We start from the raw sequence: 26,626 nt of genomic DNA on the forward strand, positions 1-26,626 counted from the left end.
ATGGCACCGCGGCGCGCAGACCGTAGTTTCAGCAGGGACCGCACACGATAGGAGACACCGATGAGCACCCCCGAGAACCCCCCGTCCACCCGGAAACTACGCCGCTCCCGGCAGGACCGGATGATCGCCGGTATCTGCGGCGGTCTGGCCGAATACTTCGGCGTCGACGCCACCTGGGTGCGCATCGCCTTCGTCGTCTCGATCCTGCTGCCGGGACCGCAGGTGCTGCTCTACCTGCTGTTGTGGCTGATCATCCCGCAGGACTGAGCCGGCCTCAGCCGAACAGCGCGCGGGCGCCGCGGTAGAAGTCCAGCGGCACGTTCTTGGTGTGCCCGACCGCATCGGCGAAGGGCACCCGCTCGATCGCGGTGCCGCGCAGGGCGACCATCTTGCCCCAGTCGCCGTCGGCCAGGACATCGCTGATGGCCTGCCCGAAGCGGGTACCCAGGACGCGATCGAAACCGGTGGGCACACCGCCGCGCTGGATGTGGCCCAGCACGGTGGCGCGCGTGGTGATCCCGGTCCGCTCTTCGATCAGCGGCGCCAGGATCTCCCCGATGCCGCCCAGTCGGGGCCGGTTGAACTCGTCGAGGCCGCGGTCGGAGAAGGCGTCGGTCATATCCGGCAGGGTGAAGCCTTCGGCGACGACGATCAGCGGCGCGCGCCGGCGATCCTTGACCGACTCGACCCACTGGCAGATCTGGTCGAGGGATTCGGGGGCCTCGGGGATCAGGATCGCGTGGGCGCCCGAGGCGATCCCGGCGTACATGGCGATCCAGCCCGCGTGCCGGCCCATCAGCTCGAGCACCATGCAGCGCATATGCGAGTCGCCGGTGGTACGCAGCCGGTCGGCCGATTCGGTCGCGATCTCCACGGCCGTGGAGAAACCGAAGGTGTAGTCGGTGGCCTCCAGGTCGTTGTCGATGGTCTTGGGCACCCCCACCATCGGGATCCCGTCACCCAGCAGTCGGTTGGCCGCGGCCATGGTGCCGTCACCGCCGATGGCGACCACACCGTCGACCTCGAGTTCCTCGAGCACGTTCTTGATCGCGTCCGGGCCGCCGTCCGGTTCGCTGTACGGGCCGAAACGGCTGGTTCCCAGAATCGTTCCGCCGCGGCTGGAGATGCCGCGTACCGCCGAGCGGGTCAGCAGCTTGATATCGCCGTAGACCAGTCCCTTGTAGCCGTCGCGGAAGCCGACGAACTCCTGATCGTGCACCATGTTGCCCTGCAGCACGGCCCCGCGGATCACCGCGTTCAGGCCGGGGCAGTCGCCGCCCGAGGTGAGAATTCCGTATCGAGCCATGGTGCGCGCCTACTCCTTGTGTTCGCCGGGCGGGATCGTCGTGCCCCCATTCGATCAGATGCGGGCAGGGTTGGGAATCGCCCCGGAGAACTCGGCGGCAATCGCCGACCGGCTCAGTCGGCGATCGGCCCGCGGGCAGCCTCGTAGGCCGCGCCCACCCGGTACAGGCGGTCGTCGGCCAACGGCGGCGCCATGATCTGCAGGCCCACCGGCAGTCCGGTGCCGGCACCGCCGTCGTCGGCCAGCCCCGAGGGCACCGACATGGCGGCGTTCCCGGCCAGGTTCGACGGGAGCGTGCACAGATCGAACAGGTACATCGACAGCGGGTCGCCGACCTTCTCCCCCAGCTTGAACGCCGTGGTCGGGGTGGTCGGCGAGATCAGCACATCCACGTCGGCGTAGGCCTTGGCGAAATCGCGGGCGATCAGCGTGCGGATCTTCTGGGCCTGACCGTAGTAGGCGTCGTAGTAGCCGGAGCTGAGCGCATAGGTGCCGATCATGATGCGGCGCTTGACCTCGGGGCCGAAACCGGCGGCCCGCGACAGCGCCATCACCTCGTCGGCGCTGTGGGTGCCGTCGTCGCCGACGCGCAGTCCGTAGCGCATCGCATCGAAGCGCGCCAGGTTGCTGGAGACCTCCGAGGGCATGATCAGGTAGAACGCGCTCAGCGCGTACTCGAAACTGGGGCAGTCGACCTCGACGATCGTGGCACCCAGGCCGCGCAGCACCTCGCAGGCCTGCTGGAACGAGTCGAGCACGCCGGGCTGGTAGCCCTCGCCCTGCAGCTGCTTGACCACACCGATGCGCACACCGGTCAGATCACCGGCGGCGCCGGCGCGGGCGGCGCCGACCACATCGGGGACCGCGACGTCGATCGAGGTGGAGTCGCGCGGGTCGAAACCGGCGATCACCTCGTGCAGCAGCGCGGTGTCGAGGACGGTGCGGCCGCACGGACCGCCCTGGTCCAGCGATGAGGCGCAGGCCACCAGGCCGTACCGGGACACGGTGCCGTAGGTCGGCTTGACGCCGACGGTGGCGGTCACCGCAGCCGGCTGCCGGATGGAGCCGCCGGTGTCGGTGCCGATGGCCAGCGGGGCCTGATAGGAGGCCAGCGCCGCGGCGCTGCCGCCGCCGGAGCCGCCCGGAACCCGCTGGGTGTCCCACGGATTGCGGGTCACCTGGTAGGCGGAGTTCTCGGTGGAGCTGCCCATCGCGAACTCATCCATATTGGTCTTGCCCAGGATCGGCAGACCCGCCTCGCGCAGTTTGCGGGTCAGGGTCGCGTCGTAGGGCGATACCCAGCCCTCGAGCATCTTCGACCCGCAGGTGGTGGGCGCGTCGACGGTGGTGAAGACGTCCTTCAGGGCGATCGGCACACCGGTCAGCGACGAGCCCGCCGTCCCTGCGGCGATGGACTCGTCGGCGGCGCGCGCGGCGGCCAGCGCCTCGTCGACACCCACGTGCAGGAAGGCGCCCAGCTCACCGTCGATCTGCGCGATGCGGTCCAGGTGCGCCTGCGTCACCTCGACCGAGGACAGTTCCCGGCCGGCGATCTTGGCGGCCAGGTCGGCGGCCGACAGGCCGGTGATCTGGTCGGCGGTGCGGGTTCCCATGGTCATTCCTCCCCGAGGATCTGCGGAACGGCGAACCGGTCCTGTTCGACGGCCGGCGCGCCGGAGAGCGCCTCTTCCGGGGTCAGCCCGGGTACGACGACGTCCTCGCGCACCACATGCCGCAGATCGGCCGGGTGGGCGGTGGCCGGAACGTCGTCGGTGGTCACCTCGGAGATCTGGGCGACGTGCCCGAGGATCGAATCGAGTTGGGTGGCGTACTGGTCGAGTTCGTCGTCGGTCAGCGCCAGGCGCGACAGACGGGCCAGATCGGCCACCTCGCCGCGGCTGATGGCCGGCTGGGACTGCGGGGACATCGCGTCATCCTCTCGTACACGTGGACCCGTCCAGGGTAGGCGGTCTTCCGGTTCGCGCGCCCCTCGGCCCCGGCGAGCACCCGCGAACCGCCGGTAGCCTGATGGCATGAGGATCCTCAGCACCGATCGCCGGCCGGGTTCACCGGTCGATCACATCCCCGCCGCGGCACCGTTTCCCCTCGCCGGTGATCGGCAGCAGACTCGTAGCCTGGCGTAACCGCCGCGCAACAAAGGGTGTCGATGATGGGTGGAGTGAGCTTTCTGCTGCGTGTGACGTTGACCGACCGGCCGGGGAGCCTCGGCCTGCTGGCCGTGGCCCTGGGGTCGGTGGGCGCCGATATCCATTCCCTCGAGGTGGTCGAACGCGGTCCCGGCTATGCCGTCGACGATGTGGTCGTGGAGCTGCCCGGCGGCGCGCTGCCGGACACGCTGATCACCGCCGCCGAGAGTGTGGCCGGGGTGCAGGTCGATTCGCTGCGGCCGTTCACCGGGAAGCTGGAGCTGCACCAGGAACTGGAACTGATCGAGGCGGTGGCCGCCGCGCGTGCTGATCGTCTGCAGGTGCTGGCCGACCGGGCCCCGCGCAGCCTGAACGCTTCCTGGGCGATGGTGGTGACCCGCTCCGGGGACGAGGCGATCCGTCTGGCCGCCAGCGGCAGCGCCCCCGAGACACTGCTGACCCGCGCCGACTGGCTGCCGCTGGCCGCGGCGGTCACCTTCGATCCGAACAGCGACTGGATCCCGCAGGGCTGGCGCGAGCACGACACCCTGCTGGCCGCGGCCCCGCTCGGCGACGGCAGCAAGGCGCTGCTGCTGGGGCGGGTCGGCGGACCGGACTTCCGGCGCAGCGAGGTGGCCCGGCTCGGCCATCTGGCCGGGATCGTCTCCGGGCTGATCCACCCGCCCGGGTGACCGGCGCCGGTCAGGCCTGCCCGGTCTCCAGCAGCAGTTTGAAGCCGTCTTCGTCCAGGATGGGCACCCCGAGTTGTTCGGCTTTGGCCGCCTTGCTGCCCGGGGAGGCGCCGATCACCACGTAGTCGGTCTTCTTCGACACCGAGCCCGAGGCCTTGCCGCCGCGAGCCAGGATCGCCTCCTTGGCGCCGTCGCGACTGAAGTCCTCCAGGGAGCCGGTCACCACGATCGTCTTGCCCTCCAGCGTCCGCGGGGTGGACTCATCGGCTTCGTCGGCCATCGACACCCCTGCGGCGCGCCACTTGTCGATGATCTGCCGGTGCCAGTCGACGTCGAACCAGTCGCGGATGCTCGTCGCCAGCGTCTCGCCGATGCCGTCGACCTGGGCCAGTTCTTCGGCGCCGGCCTCCTGGAGCGCATCGAGTGAGCCGAAGGCCCCGGCCAGGGCCCGGGCCGCGGTCGGACCGACGTGCCGGATGGACAGGGCCACCAGGACCCGCCACAGCGGCACGTCCTTGGCGCCGCTCAGGTTCTCCAGGAGTTTGCGTCCGTTGGCCGACAACTCCCCCTTGTTGGTGGTGTAGAAGGCGGTCTTCACCAGATCGTCGGCGGTGAGGGTGAACAGATCGCCCTCATCGGCGATGATCCCGTCGGACAGCAGCGCCACCGCCCCCTCGTAGCCGAGCGCATCGATGTCGAAGGCGCCGCGGCCGGCCAGGTGGAACAGCCGTTCGCGCAGCTGCGCCGGACAGTGGTGGGCGTTCGGGCAGCGGATATCGACATCGCTCTCCTTCTCCGGCCGCAGCGCCGCCCCGCATTCGGGGCAGTGCGTGGGCATGACGAAGGCACGCTGGGTGCCGTCCCGCAGATCCACCACGGGCCCGAGGACCTCGGGGATCACATCGCCGGCCTTGCGGATGGTGACGGTGTCCCCGATCAGCACCCCTTTGCGCACCACCTCGGAGGCGTTGTGCAGGGTGGCCCGCGAGACCGTCGACCCGGCCACCGTGACCGGTTCCATCTCGGCCCACGGGGTCACCCGGCCGGTGCGGCCCACCCCGACCTTGATGTCCAGGAGCATGGTGGTGACCTCCTCGGGCGGGTACTTGTAGGCGATCGCCCAGCGCGGTGCCCGCGAGGTGGATCCGAGCCGGCGCTGCAGGGCCACCTGGTCGACCTTGGTGACCAGGCCGTCGATCTCGTGCTCCACAGAATGCCGGTTGCGGCCCCAGTGATCGATCGCGGCCAGGACGGCGTCGGCGCCGGTGACCTGGGTGGTGTGGGCGCTGACCGGCAGCCCCCAGGCGGCCAGGGCCAGGTAGATCTCGTGCAACGACGACGGCCGCCACGCCGCCTCCAGCGCGCCGACCCCGTGGCAGATCATGTGCAGGCTGCGCTGGGCGGTGATCTGCGGGTTCTTCTGCCGCAGCGAACCGGCGGCACTGTTGCGTGGATTGGCGAACGGCGCCTTGCCCTCAGCGACCAGCGCCGCGTTCAGCTTCTCGAAGTCGTCGAGGCGGAAGTACACCTCGCCGCGCACCTCCAGCAGTTCGGGGACCGGATAGTCCTGGCTGGGGGTCAGCCGGTGCGGGATACCGACGATGGTGCGGGCGTTGAGGGTCACGTCCTCACCGGTGCGGCCGTCGCCGCGGGTCACACCGCGCACCAGGGTGCCGTTCTCGTAGGTGAGCGCCAGGGCGACACCGTCGATCTTCAGTTCGCACAGGAACTCGGTGCCGGCCCCGGTCTCGGCCTCCACCCGCCCGATCCACTCGCGCATCTCCTCGTCGGAGAAGACATTGTCCAGCGACATCATCCGCTCGAGGTGGTCGACCGGGGTGAAGGCCGTGGAGAAGCCGCCGCCGACCAGCTTGGTGGGCGAATCCGGGACCGCCAGTTGCGGATGTTCGTCTTCGAGCCGCTGCAGCCGGCGCAGCATCTCATCGAATTCGGCGTCGGAGATGATCGGCGAATCTTTGACGTAGTAGCGGAACTGGTGGTCGCGGATCTCGTCGGCGAGCAGCGCCCATTCCTGCTCGGGCGCCGCGTCCCGGCTCGGCGGAGACTGGGGTTCGGTCACGCCGCCAAGCCTAGTGGAGCCGCGCCGGCACCCGGCGGCTGCGCGGCGAGCGCACTACGGTGGGGGCTATGCCGCATCCGGTGATGTTCGACGACGCCGATCCGGTGCTGGCCCGCGTGCGGACGATCGCCCTGGGTCTGCCCGAGGCCACCGAGAAGATCGCCCACGGCCGGCCGACCTTCCGGTGCGGCAAGATGTTCGCGGTCTACGGCGGATCCCGGCGGGGCCAGACCGCGACCGTTCTGCCCACCGCGCTGCTGCTGATCCCCGACCCGGCCGAGCGCGCCGCGCTGGAGCAAGACACGCGGTTCTTTGTGCCGGCCTACCTGGGCGCCTACGGATGGCTGGCCCTGGAGCTGAGCGCGGACTGCGATTGGGCCGAGGTGGCCGAGCTCCTCGACGCCAGCTTCCGGCAGGTCGCGCCCGCACGTGCGATAACCCGGCTGCCGGAGTAGACCGGTCAGGCCCGGCGCCGCCATGCCCGCACCGCCAGGATCACCACGATCACCGCGACCAGCGCGGTGACCACCTCCAGGTTCGAGATCGACGAGGCCCAGTCCGCCAGGGCGCCTTGCCAGCGCAGCTGGGTGTCGGCGCCGACCGGTGAACCCAGCGACGCGGTGCCCTCGGTCGCCCAGAGCAGGATCCCGATCACGATCAGAGCCAGTCCCGAGATCAGGGACGTGGTGTGGAAGCTGCGGCCGCCGACGGTGATCTCGCGGCCCCGCAGGACGGCGTTCAGGCGCGGGCCGATCCGTTCCCAGAATAGGGCCAGCAGCAGCAGCGGCGCGGTCATCCCGGCGGCGTAGGCGGCCATCACCGCCGCCCCGTACCACGGGCTGCCACTGACCAGGCCGACCGTGAGCACCGCGCCCAGCAGCGGGCCCGAACAGAATCCGGCGAAGGCGTAGACCGCGCCCAGCAGCACCGTGGACACCGGTCCGGCGACCGAGACCCGGTTCGCCAGCTGCGACAGCGGACCGAAGCCGAAGCCGCTGCCGACGATGATCACCACCCCGAAGGCGATGATCACCAGCGCGCCGACCGCGGTCACCGTGGCGCGGTGGTCGGTGAACAGCGATCCCATCGCCGCCACCCCCGCCCCGATCGGTATCAGCACCGCGGCCAGGCCCAGGAAGAACAGTCCGGTCCGGGACACCAGGGCGCGGGCACCGTCGTAGGTGAAGGCGAACAGCGACGGCAGGAGCAGGGCCGCGCAGGGGCTGAGCAGGGCTAGCAGCCCGCCCAGGAAGGCACCGGCGAGGCCGATCTGTCCGGTCATGATCAGGCTCGCCGGCTCAGCGGGCCGACAGGTGTTCGTCGATGATGCCGGTATAGACCTCCAGCGGGCGGACGCCGATGATCGGTTCGCCGTCGATCACGAAGGCAGGCACCCCGATGATGCCGAACTGCTTGGCCGGTGCGGTGTCCTCGGCGATGTCGGCGGCATGGCGTCCGCTGAGGGTGTCGCGGCGGAACCGGTCCAGATCCGGGACCCCGGCGGCCTTGGCCCGGGCCACCAGTGCCTCGATCGGCAGATCCGGATGCCCGGTGGTGGGCGCATCGCGGTACACCTCGTGCACAAAGGGCCAGAACCGGTCTTGTGCGGCCGCGGCCCAGCCGGCCTGGGCGGCCAGCTCGGACTGCTCGCCGAACAACGGCTGATCGCGCCATTCGATGCGCAGCTGCCCGGAGTCGACGTACCTGTCGATCAGCTTCGGTTCGATTTCGCGCGAGTATTCGGCACAGAACGGGCAGCGGAAGTCGGAGAAGACGACCATCGTGACCGGGGCGTCGACGGGACCGAGGGCGCGGCGATCATCCGGCTCGCGGCGCGACAGGTCTCCCAGCGGGCCGTAGGTCTTGGCCGCATCTGAGGCCCCGGATCGCGCCGGTGCGGCGTGGTCCTGGTCGTCGGAGCCGATCCGGCTGATCACCACCGCGATCACCAGGGCCAGCAGGACCACCGCGGTCCCGCCCAGAAGCCACAGATCCCTGCGTGTGCGGGTGCGCTTCGCGCCGTTCGTCACCTGACCACCTTCACTGCTCGAGCATCGTTTGTGTGTCCGCTGCGGGCCCACCAGAGCACCGGCAGCAACGCCAGCGCCACGACGGCGCCGACATAACCGACCATAGAGAAACCGAAGCCGGCCATCAGAACGCCTGCCAGTGCCCCGGCCGCCGCACCCGACAGGGCGATCAGCACATCGATCGACCCCTGCACTTTGGGCCGCTCCAGGGTGCCGGTGGCGTCGACCACCAGCGCGGTGCCGGAGATCAGACCGAAGTTCCAGCCCAGTCCCAGCAGGATCAGCGCCGTGATCAGCAGCCCGGTCGACTCGGCCGGCGACAGTGCGGCCAGTATCGCGGCCAGCACCAGGGTCGCGCTGGCCGCCACCGCCATCGGCAGCCGCCCGACGCGGTCCACCAGCGGCCCGGTCACCAGGGACGGCAGATACATCGCACCGATGTGCAGGCCGATCACCACCCCGACCGCACCGAGCCCGTGACCGTTGTCGACCATGTGCACCGGCGTCATCGTCATCACCGCCACCATCACGATCTGGGTGGTGACCATCACCGCCGCGCCGATGTAGCGGTCGCTGCGCGGCCGGGTCGCGGCGACTTCGGCGGCGTCGGCGCTGCCGGGATCATCGACGAGCCGCCGGGCCAGCAGGTACGGATCGGGCCGCAGCAGGGCCCAGAAGAACAGTCCGGCGGCACCGAAGGCGACGGCTGCCAGCAGGAACGGTCCGGCCAGGACCGGGATCCCCAGGGCGTCGGCGAGCCGGCCCAGCGGGCTGATCAGATTCGGTCCGGCTACCGCCCCCAGGGTGGTGGCCGCCAGCGAGACGCTGATCGCCTTGCCCCGGCGATTCGGCAGCGCCAGGTCGGTGCCGGCGTAGCGTGCCTGCAGGTTGGTGGCCGTCCCGGCGCCGTAGATCAGCAGGGCGATCAGCAGCAGCGGGATGCTGTCCACGGTGGCCGCCACGACGATGCCCACTGCACCGACCGCACCGGCGCCGAAGCCCAGCGCCAGCCCGGTGCGCCGGCCACGGTGCTGGGCGATGCGGCCCACCCCGAAGGCGGCCAGCGCCGATCCCAGGGTGAACAGGGCCGCCGGGAGCCCGGTGAGCGCGTCGGAGCCGAGCATGTCCTTGGCCAGCAGGGCGCCCACCGAGACGCCGGCCGACAGTCCGGCTCCGCCGAGGATCTGGCTGCCGATGACCACCGACAGGGTGCGCCGCTGCACCCGCTCGATCTCGAGCGGGTGCAGCGGCGCGGCCGGGGTAGTGACGACAGAACGATTCATAGCGTCTAGGATCCTAGTTGTATCCGAGTTTAGCAAACCACTTTCCGAAAGGACCGCACGATGAGCGCCCCGGACACCGCAGGCACCCCGCCGTCCTCGGCCGCCGACCGCGCGCACGCGCATCTGCGCGCGGCTCTGCTGGCCGGGGACCTGGCCCCCGGCACCATGCTCAGCGAATCGGCGCTGGCCGCCGAGCTCGGTGTCAGCCGCACGCCGGTGCGCACCGCGCTGAGCCGGCTGCAGGACGACGGACTGGTGGTGATCTATCCCAAGCGCGGCGCCCTGGTGCGTGAATTGGGCCCCGATGAGATCCGCGAGTGCGCTCAGCTGCGCCACGCCCTGGAGACCGCCGGGGTCCAGTTCGCCGCTCCCGCGGCCCGCGCCCGGTTGCGGGCCCGGCTGACACCGAACCTGCGGGCACAGCAGCAGGCGTTGACCGACGGCGATCCGGCCGCCTTCGCCCGCACCGCGATCGACTTCCACCGCAGTTTCGCCGAGCTGGCCGGCAACGCCCTCATGCTCGACTACTACGATCGCCTGCGCGACCGTCAGCTACTGGCCATCGTCGCCAGCCGGCCCACCTTGTCCGGCGACCCGCAGCAGGTCCTCGACGAGCATCGCCGACTGCTCGACGCCGCCGAGGACGGCGACTGGGTCGAGTTCGCCCGGCAGCTGCGGAACCACCAGGAAGAGCGGGCCCGCCTGCCCTGACAACCGGCCGGCCCGGTCAGAGCCCGTCGGAGTCCGTCCCGGTCAGAGTCCCTCGGCCACGGCGGTGGCCACCACCAGCGCCGTGGCGGCCCACCGGATCCCGGTGCCGGCAAGACCACAGGTCGGGGTGATCAACACCTGCTCGCGCAAGACGCTGCGCGGAAGTCCGATCCGGTCGACCAGCCGATGCAGGCGGGTCACCAGATCCTCGGTCAGCCGACCGGGGTCGACGCCGGGATCGGCGGTGGGCACCACCCCGGCGGCCAGGACCCGCCCGCTGTCCAGCAGCGCACCGAGCTCGTCGTACCCCGACTCGGTCAGCAGCGTCAGATCCAGCGCGCAGCCGAAGGAGGGCAGTCGCCGCACCAGGTCCCAGCGCGGTGGTTCACAGCTGTGCAGCAGCATCGGTCGCCCGAGCCCGGCACCCAAGCGCTCGAGCCCGTCGGCGATCTGCTCGACGGGGATCGGTGCAATCGGGTCCAATCTAGTCAGCGCGGGGACGGTGCCGTCGAGCACCGCACCGATCGCCGGCTCGTCCAGTTGCACCACCACCTGCACACCGAGGCGCCGTTCGAGATCGGCCGCCTGGTCGTGCAGGCCGGCGGTCAGTGATTCGGTGACCGCCCGCACCGCCCCGTGGTCACGCAGAATCTTGTGCCCGCCCCGCAGCTCCACCTGCGCGGCGAAGGTGTACGGCCCGCAGGCCTGGATCTTGAGCACACCGCCCGGGCTCCCGGCCCGCTCCCAGCACTCCTCGATCGCATCGAGGTCCCAGCGCAACAGATCCCGCGCCCGCCGGGTCTCGGCGGTGGGGGCGGCCGACAGGCGGTAGGTCCGGTGGACGAAGTCCACCGGCAGGTCGGTCAGCAGCCCGGCGGTGCGACCCACCAGGTCGGCACCCACTCCGCGGCCGGGCAGCTCCGGCAGAAAAGGCAGCGCCACCTCCCCGAGCGCCACCCGGCCCGCTTCCCGGGGATCGGTGCCGGGCATCGAGCCGATTCCGGTGGCGATCCCGGCCGGAAAGCCTGTGTCTGCGCTGTGGGTCACGGGTTCGAGCCTAACCGGCGGCGCCGGCGGCCTCCCCCTAGGATGAGGCCCATGTCCGCGCCGGAGAACTCTCACCTCGCCGAGGCTTTCCGCCGCGTCTACTACTTTCTCTACGCCAACGGAAAAGCCAGCCGGGCCGAACGGATCGTCGAGGATCTGACCCTGGCGCTGCTGGTGAAACTGGCGACCGAACGATCCGGGCGCACCGGGGCCTGGCAGGCGGTGCTGGCCGGCGACGACGATCCGGCCACCCTGCCGGCACTGGCCCGCGAGGAGTTCCCCGGCGCGATCGGCCCGGCCGAGGCTTTCCACAACGACGCCGCCGTCGTCCGCAGCGCCCTGCAAGCCCTCGACGACGTCGATCTGCGCCACGCCCCCGCCCACATCGTCGGCGAGGCCTTCCAGGCCGTCCTGGGCCCCCGGATCCGGGGCGAGAAGGGCCAGTTCTTCACACCGCGCACCCTGGTCGCGGCGATGACGACCATCCTCGATCCCCGCGAGGGCGAGCATGTGCTCGACCCGTCGGCCGGCTCGGGGGGCTTCCTGGCGCACGCGGTCGCCCACGCCGCCGCGACCGGTGCGACGATCCAGGTGACCGGTGCCGACAAGGACCACGACCTCTATCGCCTGATGACCGCGATGCTGGCCATGGTCGCCGGACAGCACGGGACCGCCCACCACCGCAACTCCCTGGCCCCCGACGCCTGGGTCGACGCGCACGGGCGCCCCGCCCGCTACGACGTGATCCTGACCAATCCGCCGTTCGGCGCACGCATCGGGATCACCGATCCGGAGCTGCTGGCCCGCTACGACTTCGGTTACGGCTGGGTCCGCAGCGCCGACGGACGCTGGTGCCGCACCGACAAGCTCGAATCGGCTCGCGATCCGCAGTTGCTGTTCATCGAACTGTGCGTACGCCTGCTGCGTCCCGGCGGCCGGATGGGCATCGTCCTGCCCGAGGGGGTGTTCGGGAATGTCGGGTCCGGTTTCGTGTGGCCGTGGCTGACCGCACGCGGCACCGTCGACGCCCTGCTGGACTGCCCGCGCACCACCTTTCAGCCCGGCACCGACACCAAGACCAATGTGCTGTTCTTCACCAAGAACGACGACGCCGGCGGAAAGGACGACACCGCCGGGATCACCGGCGAATCGCCCCGGCCCGCCTGGATCGCCTCGGCGCTGTACTGCGGGCACGACCGCCGCGGAAAGTCGGTAACCACCGATGGACGGCCCTACCGCGACGACTTCGCCGACCTGGCCGCCGGCTACCGGCACCGCGCCGACGGCGGCACCGGCTGGACACCGGTGGATCTGACCGGGCACACCTACCTGGTGCCGCGCTACTTCCAGCGGCCCGCCCCGCGCACCGCCGCCGAACAGGAGCTGCTGGCCGGTGCCCACTGGGCCACCCTGGGTCACTTGCGCGATCGGGGGGATCTGGTGATCCGCAAGGGCCGCGAACCCGGTTCGGCGGCCTACGGCACCGGCGACATCCCGTTCATCCGCACCTCGGACCTGAACAACTTCGAGGTCTCCACCGATCCGACCAAATCGGTCAGCGAAGCGGTGTACCTCGAGCATCGGGAGGCGCTGGACCTGCGCATCGGCGATGTGCTGATCGTGGTCGACGGCCGCTACCGGATCGGTACGTGCGGCATGATCACCGCGCGCAATGTGCGCAGTCTGGTGCAGAGCCATCTGCAGATCGTCACCGTGGCGCCCGAGGCCACCGACCTGGATCCGTTCGCCTTCATGTTCGCCCTGACCCTGCCGTCGGTGCGGCTGCGCATCCGGGATCTGGTCTTTGTGCAGAGCACCCTGGGCACCTTGGGCAAGCGACTGTACGAGTTGGAGATCCCGCTGCTCGGCGGCGACGGCCCGTGGGCGGCGCGGGTGGAGGCGTTTCGCCGTACCGTCACCCAGCGGGACCGGCTGCTGGCCGAACTGGAGACCGCCACCCGCGGCGAGGCCTTCGAACTCTAGGTGTGCGAACCCCAGGTGCCCGGCGCGGCCGGCACCGCTGGGCCGGTGGCGACGATGCGGCCCGACCCCAGCACCAGATCGCCGCGGCCGGCATCGGGCAGATACAGTACGGCCGCCTGTCCGCGGGCGACTCCGCGCAGCGGCGCACCCAGCACGATCTCGATACCCGGTCCGTCGGGGCCGTCGATCGGGGTGGCCACCGCCGGGGCCAGACCACCGTGCGCCCGCACCTGCACGACGCACTCGACCGGTCCCTCCGGGGCGGTGCCCGACGACCACACGGCCTTACCGGCCACGATCGAGTGCACATCCAGGTCCGCCGCCCCGCCCACGGTCACCGTGCCGGTGTCCGGGTCGATCGCCGTCACATAGCGCGGACTGCCGTCGGCGGCCGGACCGGCGATTCCCAGTCCCTTGCGCTGGCCGACGGTGAAGCCGTGGACGCCGTCGTGTTCGGCCAGTTGCCGGCCGGTTCCGGCCTCGACCACCGCTCCCGGCCGCACCCCGATGCGGGCGCCGAGGAAGGCCCGGGTGTCCCCGGTCGGGATGAAGCAGATGTCGTGTGACTCGGGCTTGTCGGCGGTCAGCAGTCCGCGGCGCGAGGCCTCGGCCCGGATCTCCGGTTTGGCGGTGTCGCCGATCGGGAACATCGCGCGCCCCAGCTGCTCGCGGTCCAGGACCGCCAGCACATAGGACTGATCCTTGTCGGCGTCGACGGCCCGGCGCAGCTGCCCGTCGGCGAGCCGGGCGTAGTGCCCGGTGGCCAGCGCATCGAAGCCCAGCGCCACCGCGCGTTCGGCCAGGGCCGCGAATTTGATCTTCTCGTTGCAGGTCAGGCATGGGTTCGGGGTCTGTCCCGCGGCGTAGGCGGCGACGAATTCGTCGATCACCTCGTCCTGGAATTCGGCGGCGAAGTCCCACACGTAGAACGGGATGCCCAGGACGTCGGCTACGCGGCGGGCATCGTCGGCATCCTCGCGTGAGCAGCAGCCGCGCGAGCCGGTGCGCAAGGCCCCCGGTGCGGTCGACAGCGCCAGGTGCACCCCGACCACGTCGTGGCCGGCCTCGACGGCGCGGGCGGCGGCGACCGAAGAGTCCACTCCGCCGCTCATGGCCACCAGCACCCGGCGGCGCGGCGGCGTCTGGGCCTGCGCGCCGGTCTTCGTCTGTGCCTGTGCCTGTGTCTGTACGGTCATCAGCGCACCCCCGTCAGTCCGGCCGCCCGCGCCCGGTCCAGGACCTCACCGAGCGCCGTCAGGGCCTGGTCGACGTCGCCGGCGGTGTTGTCCGGGCCCAGCGACAGCCGCAGGGAACCCCGCGCGGCGGCGCGGTCCATGCCCATCGCCAGCAGGACGTGGCTGGCCGAGGCGACTCCGGCGGTACAGGCCGAACCGGTGGAGCACTGCACCCCGCGGGCATCGAGCAGCATCAGCAGCGAGTCGCCCTGACAGCCGGCGAAGCTGACGTGCACCAGCCCGGGCAGACCGTGGTCGCCGGAGTTGACGGTGGCGCCCTCGATGGCGGTCAGACCGGCGACCAGCCGGTCGGCCAGCGCCGTCACCGCGGCGGTGTTGGCGGCCATCGCCTCTACGGCACCGCGCAGGGCGGCGGCCATCCCGGCCACACCGGCCACGTTCTGGGTGCCCGAACGCAGGTCGCGCTCGTGGCCCCCGCCGTGGGCCAGCGACTCGGCCGCCACATCGCGGCCCAGGACCAGGGCGCCCACGCCCTGCGGGCCGCCGAACTTGTGGGCCGACAGACTCATCGCCGACAGTCCGCTGGCCGCGTAGTCGACCGGAACATGACCGACCGCAGCGACGGCGTCCGAATGCATGGGGACATCGTGTTCGCGGGCCAGCGCCGCCAGTTCGGCGATGGGCTGACAGGTGCCGACCTCGTTGTTGGCCCACATCACCGAGATCAGGGCCACCTGGCCGGGGTGGGCCTCCAGTTCGGCGCGCAGATCGGCCGGATCCACCCGGCCGGTGTGGTCGACGGGAAGGATCACCAGTTCGGCGCCCTCGTGGTCGGCGAGCCACTGCGCCGGATCGAGCACCGCGTGATGCTCCACGGCCGAGATCACCAGGCGCCGGCGCCGGTCGTCGGCGGCCCGCCGGGCACGGTAGATACCCTTGACCGCCAGGTTGTCGGCCTCGGTGCCGCCGGAGGTGCAGATCACCTCCGAGGGGCGCGCGCCCACGCAACCGGCGATGGTCTCGCGCGATTCCTCCAGCAGCCGGCGCGACTGGCGTCCGGCATCGTGCAGGGACATCGGGTTTCCGGGGCGGCCCCAGGCATCGGTCATCGCCGCGAGGGCAGCGGGGACCAGCGCGGTGGAGGCGGCGTTGTCGAGGTAGACGGACATGATCGTCGTCCAGGATAACCGCGGGCGGGCCGTGGGGACCAATGCCGGTCCTGCGGCGGTGGCGATCCGATCAGTCGCGCACAGCGGGCCGCCAGCTCCCGCCGCTCCCCGATCGCGGGCACCGGCGCATGCACGGTCACCGTCACGGTCAACCCGCGCATGCCCATCACCCGCCGCAGCGTATCGCCGAGCCCGTCCTCACCCAGATACCCCGGGGCGGTCGCCAGCTGCCCGTGGCGGTGATAGCGCAGCGAGACCGGTTGCACCGGCACGCCGGCATCCAGTGCGGCCTGAAAGAACGCCGGATGGCACCGCCCCGCCGCCCGTCCGCATCGGGTGGTGCCTTCGGGAAAGACGGCCACGGTCCGGCCGCGCCGCAGCAGCTGCGCCGTCCGGTCGACATCGGCGCGCAGGGCGTGCAATCGGCCGCGACGATGCCTCAGCACGCCGAAGCACCGCAGCACGGCCGTCGCCGGCAGCTCGTGTTTGGCGACGAAGCGGGCCGGCAGCACCGCGGCCACCGCCGCGATGTCGAGGTAGGAGATGTGATTGGCCGCCACCAGCACCCCGCGGTCACCACCGGCGCCGCGGGGACGGTGATCGATCACCTCCAGCCGCAGCCCCAGCACCGCCAGCCCGGCCCGGGCGAGGCCGCGCCAGCACCGGTGGCGGGTCCGCCTGCCCAGCAGCACCGTCACCGGTCCGGCACAGACCGAGACCATCAGCACCGCGCCCAGACCCAGCAGCCGACTCAGCCGGCGCAGCGGCTGCGCCCCGGGATCGTCGACCGGCAGACACGAGCTCCCGCACGGGCTGACCGGCAGCCACGGTCCGGGAGCAGCGGGTAGACCCGACACTCAGATCCCGTGGGGATCCGGTGCGGTCAACCGGGTCAGCGCCGCACGCATCCGGGACAGGTAGCGGGTATCGCCGTGTTCGCGGTCCAGGACCGTCAGGAAATCGCCCACATCGAAGACCTCGTCGAACGCCGGTTCCCCACAGACCCGGGCACCCAGGCGCAGATAGCCGCGCAGCAGCGGCGGCAAGACGCTCGAATCGGCCGGGGTCAGCTCGGCCAGGGCCGCGCCGCCGACATGCACGGGCCGGTAGGGGGTCGCCTGCCAGGGCGCGGCGTACTGATCGGTCAGCCGGTCGCAGATACTGCGCAGACGACGGCCGCGCTCGGGTCCGCAGCCCATCGGCACACTGACGCAGCCGATCAGATAGCGATACCCACCGGCGTCGACGTAGCCGAGCACCGCGGTCCACAGCAGCCCGGTCACCGCCCCGCTGCGGTGATCGGGGGCCACGACGACGCGGCCCAGTTCCACCGTCTCCGGGGCGATCGCGGCCAGCTGATCCAGCTGGAATTCGCCGGCGGAGTACCAGCCACCGGCTGCGATGGCCCGGGTCGGCGGCAGCACCCGGGCACACCCTGCCAGCCGGCCGGTCGGCAGGTGACGCACCAGCAGGTGGTCGCAGAAGTCGTCGAAGCGGTCGGCATCGAGACCGGTCTCCTCGTCGCCGATGGCCGCGGAGAAGCCCGGCTCGGTGCGGAAGGTCTGCATGCGCAGCCGCTGGGCGGCGCGCACATCGGCCGGATGGGTGGTGACCACGACGTCGTAGTCGCCCGCCTGCAGCAGTCGGCGACGGGACGGGGAGTCGGACAGGGAACTGTGGATCGGAGTAACCGTCATATCCAGCATGTTCGCCGCCACAGGAGGCGTCGCGAAGACCCGGCGGGAACGCCTGCCGGACCGATGGGTGAACTTCGCGTACTCCCCCGGGACAGACGACGGCCGCCCCGCTGCTCGGTGAGCTGCGGGGCGGCCGGGGTTCTCGCCGGGGCGAGGAGTTCCTCAACGCATCACTTGCGCTTGTTGATCTCCTCGGTCAGCTGCGGGGCGACGTCGAACAGGTCGCCGACCACGCCGAAGTCGCTGATCTCGAAGATCGGCGCTTCCTCGTCCTTGTTGACAGCGACGATGGTCTTACTGGTCTGCATGCCGGCGCGGTGCTGGATGGCGCCGGAGATGCCCAGTGCGATGTACAGCTGCGGCGACACGGTCTTACCGGTCTGACCGACCTGGAACTGGCCCGGGTAGTAGCCCGAGTCGACCGCGGCGCGCGAGGCACCGACGGCAGCGCCGAGCGAATCGGCCAGCGCCTCGACCACCTCGAACTTCTCTGCCGAGCCGACACCGCGGCCACCGGCCACGACGATCGACGCCTCGGTCAGTTCCGGACGGTCGCCGCCGACGTTCGGGGCGAAGCTGGTCACCTTGACGGCGTTCTCGGCCTGCTCCGGAACGGCGACGTCCACGCGGGTGCCCGCGGCGGCGGCCGGAGCGGCCTCCACCGAACCCGGGCGCACGCTGATCACCGCGGTGTCGCCACCGGCCTGCGCGTCGACGGTGAAGGCACCGCCGCGGACCGACTGCACACCAGTGCCGCCCTCGCCGACCGACAGTGCGTCTACCAGCAGACCCGAGCCCAGGCGCACGGCCAGGCGGCCGGCGATCTCCTTGCCCTCGGCGTTGGCGGCGACCAGCACGGCGGCCGGGGAGTTCTCCTCGGCCAGACCAGCGAGCACATCCACCTTGGGGCTCACCAGATAGTTGACGACGTCGTCGGATTCGGCGACGTAGATCTTCTCGGCACCGGCGGCGGCCAGGTCGGCGAGCACGCCGTCTGCCTTGCCCGGGCCGGCGACCACGACGGCCGCCGGGGTGCCCAGACCGCGGGCGGCGGTGATGAGTTCGGAGGTGACCTTCTTCAGCCCACCCTCGGCATCCTGCTCAACGAGCACGAGTACTTCAGCCATGATTTTCTCCTGAATGTCTTTGCTTGTCGGGGTGGGGGTCAGATGATCTTCTGGCCGGCCAGGTACTCGACGACCTTCACGCCGCCGTCACCCTCGTCGGTGATCCGCTCACCCGCAGCGCGCGGCGGCTTCGGGGTCACCGCGGTCACGGTGCTGGCCGAGTTCGCCACGCCGACCACGCCGTCCTCGATGCCCAGCTCGGCAACGGTGAGGACCTCGGGGGTCTTCTTCTTGGCCGCCATGATGCCCTTGAAGGACGGGAAGCGCGGCTCGTTGATCTTCTCGTTGACCGAGACGATGGCCGGCAGCGCCGCCTCGACGGTGAAGATGCCGTCGTCGGTCTCGCGCTCACCGGTCAGGGTGTCACCGCTGACCTCCAGCTTGCGCAGGTGGGTCAGGTGCGGCAGGTCGAGGTATTCGGCGATCATCGCCGGAACTGCACCGGCGCGGCCGTCCGAGGATTCGTTGCCGGCGATGACCAGCTCGACACCCTCGATGGTGCCCAGTGCCGTGGCCAGCAGGTAGGCGGTCTGGATCGCGTCGCTGCCGTGCACCGCGTCGTCCTGAATGTGGATCGCCTTGTCCGCACCCATCGACAGGGCCTTCCGGATGGCGTCGGTGGCCTGGGCCGGACCGGCACACAGGATCGTCACCTCGCCGCCGTTGGCCTCGGTGATCTGCAGCGCGGCCTCCACGGCGCGCTCGTTGATCTCGTCGATGATGCCGTCCACGGCGGCACGATCGAGCGTGAAATCGTCGGCGGACAGCTCCCAGTCGGCAGCGTAATCCGGCACGTGCTTGATCAGAACAACTACGTTCGTCATGGGTCTTCGTCGACCTCCTGCATCGGTTTCGGCGACTTACCAACGGGTAAGGGCCATGGGTCATCGCTTACTTTAACGCCTTACCCGCGTACGGCGTACAGGGGTCCGTCAGTAATACAGGGTCGCCTTACTCAAATCACCGCCCGCCATCGACGCAGCAGCGCGGGGTCCGCGTCGGCCGCGCCATGGCCTACCCTCGTGCGGGTGAGCGATTCTCCTGTCGATCCGGCGCCGTCTCTGAGCGTGGACCAGCACCTGGCCCTCACCGGCGAGCGCACCGTTCCGGGCATCCCCGCCGAGAACTACTGGTTCCGCAGGCACGAGATCGCCTATGAGTTCATGGTGCCGCGCAGTGCCGGTCGCGAGGTGCTCGAGGCCGGCTCCGGCGAGGGGTACGGTGCGGCGCTGTTGGCCCGCCGCGCCGCCTCGGTGACCTGCGTGGACTATGACGCCGCGGCCGTCGAGCACACCCGGCGCCGATATCCGGAGGTGAAAATCCATCAGGGCAATCTGATCGAGCTGCCGCTGGCCGAGGCCTCGGTCGATCAGGTGGTGAACTTCCAGGTGATCGAGCATCTGTGGGATCAGCCCGGCTTCGTCACCGAATGCCACCGGGTGCTGCGCCCGGGCGGGGAGCTGGCGATGAGCACCCCGAACCGGATCACCTTCTCCCCCGGCCTGGACGTGCCGCTCAATCCGTTCCACACCCGCGAACTCAACGCCGCCGAACTGACCGAGCTGCTCGAGAGCGGCGGTTTCGAGGTCACCGAACTGTACGGCGTCTACCACGGCCCGCGGCTGCGTGAACTGGACGCCAAGTGGGGCGGCTCGCTGATCGACGCGCAGATCGAACGCGCGCTGGCCGGGCAGGACTGGCCCGCACAACTGGTCGACGACGTCGCCGCGCTGACGGCCGCCGACTTCGAGATCGTGCCGGCGGCCGACCGGGAGATCGACACCAGCCTGGATCTACTGGCCTTCGCGGTGCGCCGGGATCTGGCATGAGCACCGGCGAGCGCGTTCCGGGCCAGTTCACCCTGGTCTTGCACTCCCACCTGCCCTGGCTGGTCAACCACGGCCGCTGGCCGGTCGGTGAGGAATGGCTTTATCAGTCGTGGGCGCACTGCTATCTGCCGCTGTACGCCATGCTGCGCCGGCTGGCCGCCGACGGCTACACCGACCAGCTCTCCCTGGGGATCACCCCGGTGCTGGCCGCCCAGCTCGACGACCCGGCCGCCACCTCCGCGATGCACGAATGGCTGGCCGACTGGCAGCTGCGGGCGATGGAGGCGGCGATCGACGACGACGCCGACCGGCGGGTCAGCGGCCACCGCGAATACCGGGCCGCCGCCGCTGCGCTGGCCGACTTCGAACAGCACTGGCGCCACGGCGGCAGCCCCCAGATCCGGGCGCTGGCGGCGACCGGGGTGCTGGAGCTGCTGGGCGGTCCGCTGGCCCACCCGTTCCAGCCGCTGGCGCATCCGCGGCTACGGGAGCTGTCCCTGAACGAGGGTCTGGCCGATGCGCATTTACGCTGGGGCACACAGCCTTCGGGCATCTGGGCCCCCGAGTGCGCCTATGCCCCGGGGATGGAGGACCTGTATTCGGCCGCCGGAGTCTCCCACTTCATGGTCGACGGCCCCACCCTGCACGGGGACACCGCGCTGGGCCGGCCGGTCGCCGGTACCGATGTGGTGGCCTTCGGCCGCGATCTGACCGTCAGCTACCGCGTGTGGTCCCCCAAATCCGGCTATCCCGGCCACGGCGCCTACCGCGACTTCCACACCTACGACCACCAGAGCGGCTTCAAACCGTTCCGGGTCACCGGCAAGAACGTGCCCTCGCAGGCCAAGAAGCCCTACGATCCGGCGCTGGTCGACGCGGTGATCGACGCCCACGTCGACGACTTCGTCGACTCGGTCCGCCGGCGGCTGTTCGACGAAGCCGAACGGCTGGGCCGCCCGGCCCTGGTGGTGGCCGCCTTCGACACCGAACTGTACGGCCACTGGTGGCACGAGGGCCCGATCTGGCTCGAGCGGGTCCTGCGCCGGCTGCCCGAAGCCGGGATCACCGTGGGCACCCTGGCCACCGCCCGCCGCGACGGCTATGTGGGCGAACCGGTGGAGCTGGCCGAATCCTCCTGGGGATCGGGGAAGGACTGGCGGGTCTGGGAAGGACCGCAGGTGCAGCATCTGGTGCAGCTCAACAGCGAGGTCACCGATACCGCGCTGGACTGCCTGGACCTGCTGGCCGGCGAGCACCCGGGACCGGCCCGCGACCTGACCGCCGATCAGATCCTGCGCGAGGCGCTGCTGACGATCCAGTCGGACTGGCCGTTCATGGTCTCCAAGGACACCGCCGCCGGGTACGCACAGGACCGCGCCTACAAGCACGCCCACGCCACCCGGGAGATCTGCGGGGCCGCCCGCTCCGGACACCACGATGCCGCCGCGCGTCTGGCCCGCGGCTGGCGGGCCGCCGACAATCTGTTCGGCGCCCTCGATGCGCGACGACTGCCCGGCACCGACGGGAGCGGCCGATGAGAGTCCTGATGGTCTCGTGGGAGTACCCGCCGGTAGTGGTCGGCGGTCTGGGCCGGCACGTGCACCAGCTGGCCGAGGCCCTGGCCGGGCAGGGTGTGGACGTGACCGTCCTGACCCGCCGCCCGCTGGGCACCGACCCGGCCAGTCACCCCACCACCGACACCGTCGTCAACGGGGTCCGGGTGATCGCGGTCGCCGAGGACCCGCCGGAGTTCGACTTCGGCGCCGACATGATGGCCTGGACCCTGGCGATGGGGCACGGGCTGGTCCGCGAGGGGCTGCGGCTGCTGCGCGGCGGATCCGACCCGTGGGAACCGGAGGTGGTGCACGCGCACGACTGGCTGGTGGCTCATCCGTCGATCGCGCTGGCCGACTTCTTCGACGTCCCGCTGGTCGCGACCCTGCACGCCACCGAGGCCGGCCGGCACAGCGGCTGGGTGGCCGGGCAGGTGAACCGTCAGGTGCATTCGGTGGAGTGGTGGCTGGCCAATACCGCCGACGCATTGATCACCTGCTCGACGTCCATGCGCGCCGAGGTCAGCGAGCTGTTCTTTCCCGGTGACGGCGCCACCCCGATCACCGTCATCCACAACGGCATCGATCTGACCGCCTGGGAGTTCGCCGAACGCCCGCCCGCCCACGGGCCCGCCGAACTGCTCTTCGCCGGCCGGCTGGAGTACGAGAAGGGTGTGCAGGATCTGCTGGCCGCCCTGCCGGAGATCCGGCGCACTCATCCGGGGACCACGCTGACGATCGCCGGCGAGGGCACCCAGCTGGACTGGCTCACCGGTCTGGTCGACGAACACGAGCTGGCCGAAGCAGTCACCTTTGCCGGCCGCCAGGACCACGACGGCCTGACCACGCTGATGCACCGCTGCGCCGCGATCGTGCTGCCCAGCCGGTACGAGCCCTTCGGCATCGTCGCCCTGGAAGCGGCCGCCTCGGGGATTCCACTGGTCACCTCGACCGCCGGCGGTCTGGGCGAGGCCGTCGATCACGGCGAGACCGGCTCCACCTTCCCGCCCGCCGATGTAGCCGCGCTGACCGCGGCAGTAGCGCGCACCCTGGACGATCCGGAGGCCGCGGCCGTACGCGCCCGCCGGGCCCGGGCCGTACTCACCGAGGACTTCACCTGGCCGGTGGTCGCCGAGCGCACGGCCGCGGTCTACGCGCTGGCCACCCGGCGCGACCGCCGCCCGCTGGCCCGCCCGCACATCCCACAGCGTCCGCTGCCGCACCGCGACCCGAACAACCCGATCCAGGACGACTCCGCCGGCTGATCATGTCCGGAGCCGGCGGCCGGCCGCTAGTCCGCGGCGGCCTTCTCCCCGCCGGACTGGGCCTTCTTGCGCTCGATATCGGCCAGGGCCCGCTCGAGTTCGGCGCGCTCGTCGGCGCCGGCCTCCCACGCCTCCAGCCGGTTCTTCACCACCCGGGCCGGTGAACCGACCGCGATGGAGTAGTCGGGAATCACCCCGCGGGCCACGGCGTGCGCACCCAGAACGCAGCCGCGGCCGATGATGGTGTTGCGCAGAACCGTCACCTTGGTCGCCACCCAGGTATCCGGGCCGATACGCACCGGGCCTTTGATGATGCCCTGATCCTTGATCGGAATACCGATGTGATCGGTGACGTGGTCGAAGTCGCAGATGTAGCACCAGTCGGCGATCAGCGTGCTGCCGCCGATCTCCAGGTCCAGGTAGGCGTTGACGACGTTGTTGCAGCCGAACACCGTCTTGTCACCGATCTTCAGGTTGCCCTCGTGGCAGCGGATCGAGTTGCCGTCGCCGATGTGCACCCAGCGGCCGATCTCCATCCGCGCCATCTCCGGCGTCGCGTGGATCTCGACGTTCTTGCCCAGGAACACCATGCCGCGCAGCACGATGTGCGGATTGGCCAGCCGGAACCGCGCCAGCCGGTAGTACCGCACCAGGTACCACGGCGTCCACGCCTTGTTCCGTTTGACCCAGCGCAGCGAGTCCAGGGTCAGGAACCGGACCTGGTCGGGGTCCTGGCGGCGCAGCCCGGCCCGCCAGCGGGAGCGGTACGAGGCATTCCACATGGTGGTCATGACCACAAACCCTAATCGACCCGGACCGCCGGGCTTCATCGGACGGGACGGCCCGGCACGATAGAGTCGTGCCCGGACCGCACGAGACCTCCCGTTGCGTCCGGCCTCTGGCCAGAAGTGAAAGGCACGAGCACATGCGGCAGGCAGCGCGAGCACAACGGCCCCGGCGGCGGCTTCTCACGTCGGCTGTGCTGGCCGCGGTCCTCGGTCTGCTGCTCAGCGCCTGCTCCGACGGTCACCAGGAGGTGCGCGCCCTGCCCGGCGCCGGCTGGCCGATGTACGGCGGCGATAACGCCAACGCCAACTACACTCCGCTGACCGCGGCGAACGGACTGGCCCTGTCCTGGTCCCGGGAGACCGGCGGTCCGATCACCACCCCGGTGACCCTGAACCCGCACGGCGAGCTCGGCGTCACCGCCGCCACCGAAGCCGGCTGCAATCTGTTCATTTTCGGCCGCACCGGCGGCCGCAAGAATTGGTGCAAGAAGATGGCTGCGGGGGTCACTCGCAATGCGCCGTCCTTCGACCAGAACAGCCAGCCGTTCATCGGGGAATCGTCGATGCTGCTGGCCTTCAACGGCGGCGGCAACATCCGCTGGCGGATGCCGGTGATCGGTCTGCCGGTGTCGGTCAAGTTCGCCGGGCCCGGCGGGGTCCTGATGGTCACCAACCAGGGACAGATCCTGCTGCTGGATGCGCAGACCAATGTCTTCCGTGCCCCCGAGGTGCGGCTGTGGCCGGACGCCGATCCCGAGCAGCCGCTGGCCGGGATCGCCGAGTGCACCACCGGCGGACCGGGGTGCGCGGTGTCGGCACCGCCGGCGGTCGACGAATCCCGCGAACGCTTCTACCTCAATTTCGTCCCGCCCGGCGCCTCCGCCGCCCGGCTCACTGCGATGAGCTACGGCCGGCCCGACGCTCCCAGCGATTTCGCGCACGAGATCAGCCAGCGCTGGCAGGTCGAGGTCCCCGGCGGCATGATGGGCCCGCCCGCGCTGTCCGCCGACGGCGGCACCGTCTACGCCTTCGGGCGCGACGGCCGGCTACACGCCTTCGACGCCGACGACGGCACCGAGCGCTGGAACCATGATCTGGGCGGTTTCGGATTCGCCACCCTGACCGTCTCCCCCGACGGCGTGATCATCCCGGCCGGCGGGATCGGCGCCCCGCTGACCATCCTGCGCGACCACGGCGATCGCGTCGAAGTGCGCGCGCTGCGCCGGGACCTGAAGACCGTCAGCCTGGCCACCCAGACCGGCGCGGACACCGCCTGGACGGTCGTGCGCACCGGCGGCGCGGCCGATCCGCTGGATCTGATCGAGGTCTCCACCACCGACGGCGCCACCAAACGCACACTGCGTCTGCCCGGGGCCACCGGATTCACCACCGGGGTCGCGGTCTCCCAGTACGGGGACCTGGCGGTGGCCGCCAACAACGGCGAGGTCTTCTACTTCAGTCCGCGCTGACCGGGCCCGGCTGGTTCACTCCGGATCGGCCGGTCCGCGGCGGCCCGGTTCACACAGAAAGGCCACGCCCGAGCGGCCGATGCGGGTCAAGATCAGGGCATAGGGCCGGGTGCCCTTGAGCCGCAGCTTCTTGCGCAACCGGTCCGGGTCCACGTCCAGTCCGCGCACCAGAATCTCCAGGCTGCCGCAGTCGCGCGCGGCGAGCGCACCGCGAAGCACCTTCTCGGTGACCGGAAGCTGTTCGAGGATGCGGAAGCCACGCTCGGCCGCCGGCACCCGGTCACCGGTCAGATAGGCGATGTGCGGATCCAGTTGCCGCAGCCCGTGCCGGTGCGCGTACTGGCGCACCAGTCCGGCGCGGATCACCGCACCGTCGGGATCGATGATCCAGTCGTCGATCCCGGGCGCGGCGAGGTCATCGGGTTCGGCGGAGGTCACCTCGTACAGGTGCGCGCGGCCGTCATCCCCGGTCCGCAGCACACTGGCCCGGTTCGCCGGCTGCCCGGCGGCTTCGGTCCACAGGCAGGCCTCGCGCACACCGCCGTCGAGGGAGACGATCTGCACCTGCCCCTCGAAGCCGAATCGGGTCCGCAGATTCCGGTAGTCCAGACCGGGCGAGCATTTGACCACCAGGGCACGACCTGCGTACACCGCCAGCAGTTCCAGTAGCGGCGGATCGACCTGGGCGATGCCGAACACCCGGCCGCCGGTGCCACGGCGGCCCGGATCGGCGATCACCACATCGGCGGTCGAGGTCGGGGCCAGCGCATCGGCGCGCAGCAGCGTCGGACGGGGTGTGCGGCCGCAGGAGACCTCCAGGTTGTGCTGGGCCATCGCCAGGCGGGCGTGGTCCAGGTCCGAGCCGATCACCCCGGCGATCTCGGGTTCCTCGGCCAGCGCCGCCAGTTCGGTGCCGATCGAGCAGGTGACGTCGTGGACCACGCCGCCGGGATGGCGGGCGGCGATATCGGCGGCCCGCAGCGCGGCCACCGGGGCGGCCGTGGCCTGCTGCACCGAATTCTCGTCGGCGATCAGTTCCGCCGCGAAATCCAGCCGCCCGGCGGCGCGGCGCCGGGCGCGCACCACCTCGGCGACCGCCGCGGCGTGATCGGGATAGCGCGCACGCAACCGGCCGATATCCCCCACCAGCGACGACGGGGTCAGCGTCAGTTCATCGGCCACCTGCAGGGCCCTGTGCCCGTACCGGGTGCGCAGGAAGGCGACATCGTCTTCGCCCAGGTCATAGGTCACCGG

The 26,626-nt window shown here is 70.9% G+C and carries 25 protein-coding genes; 9 read left to right on the forward strand and 16 right to left on the reverse strand.

The genetic code is table 11. The features are described 5' to 3' along the window. The first annotated feature begins 60 nt into the window (after positions 1-60). Complete coding sequence (locus GOHSU_RS01665; protein WP_005935820.1) at positions 61-267, forward strand: PspC domain-containing protein; 207 nt, start codon at positions 61-63, stop codon at positions 265-267. A gap of 7 nt (positions 268-274) precedes the next feature. Here GOHSU_RS01665 and GOHSU_RS01670 read toward each other — a convergent pair whose 3' ends face one another. The 3 genes from GOHSU_RS01670 to gatC all read right to left on the reverse strand — a co-directional run bounded on the left by GOHSU_RS01670 (position 275) and on the right by gatC (position 3,233). Further along, the gene (locus GOHSU_RS01670; RefSeq protein WP_005935823.1) at positions 275-1,306 is read right to left on the reverse strand and encodes an ATP-dependent 6-phosphofructokinase; all 1,032 of its coding nucleotides are present in this window, start codon (positions 1,304-1,306) and stop codon (positions 275-277) included. Positions 1,307-1,419: 113 nt separating this feature from the next. Beyond that, positions 1,420-2,925 (reverse strand): Asp-tRNA(Asn)/Glu-tRNA(Gln) amidotransferase subunit GatA, encoded by a 1,506-nt coding sequence (gatA, locus tag GOHSU_RS01675; protein WP_024332704.1) that lies wholly within the window; start codon positions 2,923-2,925, stop codon positions 1,420-1,422. Next, the gene (gene gatC / locus GOHSU_RS01680; RefSeq protein ID WP_005935829.1) at positions 2,922-3,233 is read right to left on the reverse strand and encodes an Asp-tRNA(Asn)/Glu-tRNA(Gln) amidotransferase subunit GatC; all 312 of its coding nucleotides are present in this window, start codon (positions 3,231-3,233) and stop codon (positions 2,922-2,924) included. Before gatC ends, gatA begins: the two co-directional genes overlap by 4 nt. 243 nt (positions 3,234-3,476) lie before the next feature. On the opposite strand from gatC, the gene GOHSU_RS01685 reads away from it, so the two are divergent. After that, a complete protein-coding gene (locus tag GOHSU_RS01685; RefSeq protein ID WP_005935832.1) occupies positions 3,477-4,145 on the forward strand; it encodes an ACT domain-containing protein in 669 nt (222 codons plus the stop codon). Positions 4,146-4,155: 10 nt separating this feature from the next. On the opposite strand, the gene ligA is transcribed toward GOHSU_RS01685, so the two are convergent. Further along, complete coding sequence (ligA, locus tag GOHSU_RS01690; protein ID WP_005935835.1) at positions 4,156-6,225, reverse strand: NAD-dependent DNA ligase LigA; 2,070 nt, start codon at positions 6,223-6,225, stop codon at positions 4,156-4,158. A gap of 68 nt (positions 6,226-6,293) precedes the next feature. On the opposite strand from ligA, the gene GOHSU_RS01695 reads away from it, so the two are divergent. Further along, a complete protein-coding gene (locus tag GOHSU_RS01695) occupies positions 6,294-6,680 on the forward strand; it encodes an MmcQ/YjbR family DNA-binding protein (protein WP_005935839.1) in 387 nt (128 codons plus the stop codon). A 5-nt stretch (positions 6,681-6,685) separates the two neighbouring features. Here the strand turns inward: GOHSU_RS01695 and GOHSU_RS01700 are convergent, their stop codons facing one another. From GOHSU_RS01700 to GOHSU_RS01710, 3 genes are read right to left on the reverse strand one after another with little or no spacing between them, the layout of a single operon-like run. Continuing rightward, complete coding sequence (locus GOHSU_RS01700; RefSeq protein ID WP_005935843.1) at positions 6,686-7,507, reverse strand: cytochrome c biogenesis CcdA family protein; 822 nt, start codon at positions 7,505-7,507, stop codon at positions 6,686-6,688. 16 nt (positions 7,508-7,523) lie between these two features. Continuing rightward, positions 7,524-8,255, reverse strand: a complete 732-nt coding sequence (locus GOHSU_RS01705; RefSeq protein ID WP_005935846.1) for a DsbA family protein — start codon at positions 8,253-8,255, stop codon at positions 7,524-7,526. Further along, positions 8,252-9,538: an MFS transporter gene (locus tag GOHSU_RS01710; RefSeq protein WP_005935849.1), complete on the reverse strand. Its 1,287-nt coding sequence runs from the start codon at positions 9,536-9,538 to the stop codon at positions 8,252-8,254. The genes GOHSU_RS01705 and GOHSU_RS01710 overlap by 4 nt, the downstream gene beginning before the upstream one ends. A 60-nt stretch (positions 9,539-9,598) precedes the next feature. On the opposite strand from GOHSU_RS01710, the gene GOHSU_RS01715 reads away from it, so the two are divergent. Continuing rightward, positions 9,599-10,249, forward strand: a complete 651-nt coding sequence (locus GOHSU_RS01715; RefSeq protein WP_005935852.1) for a GntR family transcriptional regulator — start codon at positions 9,599-9,601, stop codon at positions 10,247-10,249. 42 nt (positions 10,250-10,291) lie between these two features. Here GOHSU_RS01715 and GOHSU_RS17095 read toward each other — a convergent pair whose 3' ends face one another. After that, complete coding sequence (locus tag GOHSU_RS17095; RefSeq protein WP_005935855.1) at positions 10,292-11,296, reverse strand: uroporphyrinogen decarboxylase/cobalamine-independent methonine synthase family protein; 1,005 nt, start codon at positions 11,294-11,296, stop codon at positions 10,292-10,294. 51 nt (positions 11,297-11,347) lie between these two features. Here GOHSU_RS17095 and GOHSU_RS17130 point away from each other — a divergent pair, with 51 nt between their 5' ends. Next, positions 11,348-13,279 carry an N-6 DNA methylase gene (locus tag GOHSU_RS17130; RefSeq protein WP_005935859.1) on the forward strand — a complete coding sequence of 644 codons (1,932 nt, stop codon included), beginning with the start codon at positions 11,348-11,350 and terminating at the stop codon, positions 13,277-13,279. Here the strand turns inward: GOHSU_RS17130 and mnmA are convergent. The 6 genes from mnmA to GOHSU_RS01755 form a co-directional block, all read right to left on the reverse strand. Next, positions 13,276-14,475, reverse strand: a complete 1,200-nt coding sequence (gene mnmA, locus GOHSU_RS01730; protein ID WP_005935863.1) for a tRNA 2-thiouridine(34) synthase MnmA — start codon at positions 14,473-14,475, stop codon at positions 13,276-13,278. The two genes, GOHSU_RS17130 and mnmA, sit on opposite strands and share 4 nt — an antisense overlap. Next, a complete protein-coding gene (locus GOHSU_RS01735; protein ID WP_005935867.1) occupies positions 14,475-15,644 on the reverse strand; it encodes a cysteine desulfurase family protein in 1,170 nt (389 codons plus the stop codon). The genes mnmA and GOHSU_RS01735 overlap by 1 nt, the downstream gene beginning before the upstream one ends. Further along, a complete protein-coding gene (locus GOHSU_RS01740) occupies positions 15,581-16,501 on the reverse strand; it encodes a lysophospholipid acyltransferase family protein (RefSeq protein ID WP_005935869.1) in 921 nt (306 codons plus the stop codon). The genes GOHSU_RS01735 and GOHSU_RS01740 overlap by 64 nt, the downstream gene beginning before the upstream one ends. Beyond that, the gene (locus GOHSU_RS01745; RefSeq protein WP_005935871.1) at positions 16,502-17,350 is read right to left on the reverse strand and encodes a GNAT family N-acetyltransferase; all 849 of its coding nucleotides are present in this window, start codon (positions 17,348-17,350) and stop codon (positions 16,502-16,504) included. Between the two features lie 161 nt (positions 17,351-17,511). Next, the gene (locus GOHSU_RS01750; protein ID WP_005935874.1) at positions 17,512-18,468 is read right to left on the reverse strand and encodes an electron transfer flavoprotein subunit alpha/FixB family protein; all 957 of its coding nucleotides are present in this window, start codon (positions 18,466-18,468) and stop codon (positions 17,512-17,514) included. Positions 18,469-18,506: 38 nt separating this feature from the next. After that, positions 18,507-19,292 (reverse strand): electron transfer flavoprotein subunit beta/FixA family protein, encoded by a 786-nt coding sequence (locus tag GOHSU_RS01755; protein WP_005935877.1) that lies wholly within the window; start codon positions 19,290-19,292, stop codon positions 18,507-18,509. A 204-nt stretch (positions 19,293-19,496) separates the two neighbouring features. Between GOHSU_RS01755 and GOHSU_RS01760 the strand changes: the two genes are divergently transcribed. The 3 genes from GOHSU_RS01760 to GOHSU_RS01770 are packed head-to-tail and all read left to right on the forward strand — an operon-like array spanning position 19,497 to position 23,115. Next, positions 19,497-20,297 (forward strand): class I SAM-dependent methyltransferase, encoded by an 801-nt coding sequence (locus GOHSU_RS01760; protein WP_029759903.1) that lies wholly within the window; start codon positions 19,497-19,499, stop codon positions 20,295-20,297. Further along, the gene (locus tag GOHSU_RS01765) at positions 20,294-21,835 is read left to right on the forward strand and encodes a 1,4-alpha-glucan branching protein domain-containing protein (RefSeq protein WP_005935883.1); all 1,542 of its coding nucleotides are present in this window, start codon (positions 20,294-20,296) and stop codon (positions 21,833-21,835) included. The genes GOHSU_RS01760 and GOHSU_RS01765 overlap by 4 nt, the downstream gene beginning before the upstream one ends. Continuing rightward, positions 21,832-23,115: a glycosyltransferase family 4 protein gene (locus tag GOHSU_RS01770; protein WP_005935887.1), complete on the forward strand. Its 1,284-nt coding sequence runs from the start codon at positions 21,832-21,834 to the stop codon at positions 23,113-23,115. The genes GOHSU_RS01765 and GOHSU_RS01770 overlap by 4 nt, the downstream gene beginning before the upstream one ends. A 26-nt stretch (positions 23,116-23,141) precedes the next feature. On the opposite strand, the gene GOHSU_RS01775 is transcribed toward GOHSU_RS01770, so the two are convergent. Continuing rightward, positions 23,142-23,906 (reverse strand): acyltransferase, encoded by a 765-nt coding sequence (locus GOHSU_RS01775; protein WP_005935890.1) that lies wholly within the window; start codon positions 23,904-23,906, stop codon positions 23,142-23,144. Between the two features lie 134 nt (positions 23,907-24,040). Here GOHSU_RS01775 and GOHSU_RS01780 point away from each other — a divergent pair, with 134 nt between their 5' ends. Then, entirely contained in the window at positions 24,041-25,372 is a 1,332-nt protein-coding gene (locus GOHSU_RS01780; protein ID WP_024332707.1) for an outer membrane protein assembly factor BamB family protein, read from the forward strand. Positions 25,373-25,387: 15 nt separating this feature from the next. Here GOHSU_RS01780 and GOHSU_RS01785 read toward each other — a convergent pair whose 3' ends face one another. Then, positions 25,388-26,623 carry a class I SAM-dependent methyltransferase gene (locus tag GOHSU_RS01785; RefSeq protein WP_005935896.1) on the reverse strand — a complete coding sequence of 412 codons (1,236 nt, stop codon included), beginning with the start codon at positions 26,621-26,623 and terminating at the stop codon, positions 25,388-25,390. Between the last annotated feature and the right edge of the window lie 3 nt (positions 26,624-26,626).

The organism is Gordonia hirsuta DSM 44140 = NBRC 16056, assembly GCF_000333015.1.
GTDB classification, from domain to species: domain Bacteria; phylum Actinomycetota; class Actinomycetes; order Mycobacteriales; family Mycobacteriaceae; genus Gordonia; species Gordonia hirsuta.